The following is a 1,465-nucleotide window of genomic DNA, read 5'->3' as shown; positions in this document are numbered from 1 at the left end:
GAAGGGGCTTCCTGCCCCTCCGAAAACGAGCGGCATCCCTGCCGCTCCCCTGCGGGCTAATCTCGCCAAAATCTGCGATGCTCGGGGCGGAATAACGGGGCTAAAACCCCTCTCTATTTAGATTTCGATATATTGAAACTAATATGAGCATGCGATATTTTGTCAGAGAATCAATTTTTTATGAGCTTGGCATTTTGCCGTCATAAGTAATATAACGCTCACCTTCCCAAAATTGACTTTCAGAACCAGATGCAAAGTTGTACCCTTTATTATCCCATTGATGATTTATCACGTCATAAACAAATAGACCGCCTTCCCAACCACTATAAACCATGTAAGTCAATCTTGGGGATCGCCAATCGAAATACGTGTAATCGACCCTATCGTTTTTAATAATTCCCGCTTGCGACAATTCTTTTGGAAACAACCCATTTTGCTGTCTATAACTTTCAAACGTATTGGACAAGTTTTCCATTTGCTTGCGCTCCTCTAGCTTGGCGGAATAGTGAGCAAATGGAATCACAATCGCACAAGTAAAGGTGATTAATAGGGTTTGAAATCTTAATTCAGTCCCTGATGCCTTACCTTTTGAAACTTGCCTAATTCGAACTTCAAACCAAATGATTGTCACAAGCAATAAAAATAGTGCTAAAAATGGCGTCGTAGTTAAAAATACGAGCAAAATAAGCCAAAGACCGCTCCAAGGTGCAAAAGCGAAAAAAACAATCGAACAAAACAATAACGTGAGTGGATACTTCCTTAGCAGAAAAATCGGAATGACATACTTGAATACGCCGCCAACTCTCGATAATTTATTTAGCTTATCTTGGCGACCCAGGTTTTCATTCTCTAGTTTTTCAATAATCTTGGTGCAACCGATATAATAAGAGTAGTTTGCATATGTCGCAGGAAAGAGAAACATACATAACAACCATAAACCAAAGTTTATATTTAACGCACCAAATATTGATAAAAGCACAAAACCAATTAATAGATATAAAATCGCTTCCACCCAAAGTTTTCGATAAACACACCATAAAAACGTAGAGAAGAATGCTGTCCAGTTCCAAGACCAACAAAATCCCTGGTTTGAATAAAATCTTGAGAAACACTTCAAATAATATTCCTGATCTTCATCACCAACTATGGCTTTATAAAACTCCTCCCTATCGCCTAACGTAAATTTTTGTTTTGGCTCTGGTTGTTGGTCCTGTTGAGATATAGATTCATACCCACCCATTTTCTTTTCCTACGCATGGTTGTATCGAGCATTAGAATAACAAATCATATCTTTACTACACACAGTAACCGCTGAAGTGGACTATTCCCGTTATTCCGCCCCGAGCATCGCAGCTTTTGGCGAGATCAGCCAGCAGGGGAGCGGCAGGGATGCCGCTCGTTTTCGGAGGGCCAGGGATGGCCCTTCCGAAAACCCTCGCCAAAAGCGAGAAGCGCAGGATCAAGG

At 41.0% G+C, this 1,465-nt stretch carries 1 protein-coding gene; it reads right to left on the bottom strand.

The features are described from left to right. Nucleotides 1–178: 178 nt before the first annotated feature. A complete protein-coding gene (locus NP589_RS21485) occupies nucleotides 179–1,240 on the bottom strand; it encodes a DUF2628 domain-containing protein (RefSeq protein ID WP_256608796.1) in 1,062 nt (353 codons plus the stop codon). Nucleotides 1,241–1,465: the final 225 nt, after the last annotated feature.

The organism is Methylomonas rosea, from assembly GCF_024505055.1.
Lineage (GTDB): Bacteria > Pseudomonadota > Gammaproteobacteria > Methylococcales > Methylomonadaceae > Methylomonas > Methylomonas rosea.
The sequence above is the reverse complement of the archived record's forward strand: the minus strand, read 5'-3'. Positions and strand labels throughout refer to the sequence as shown.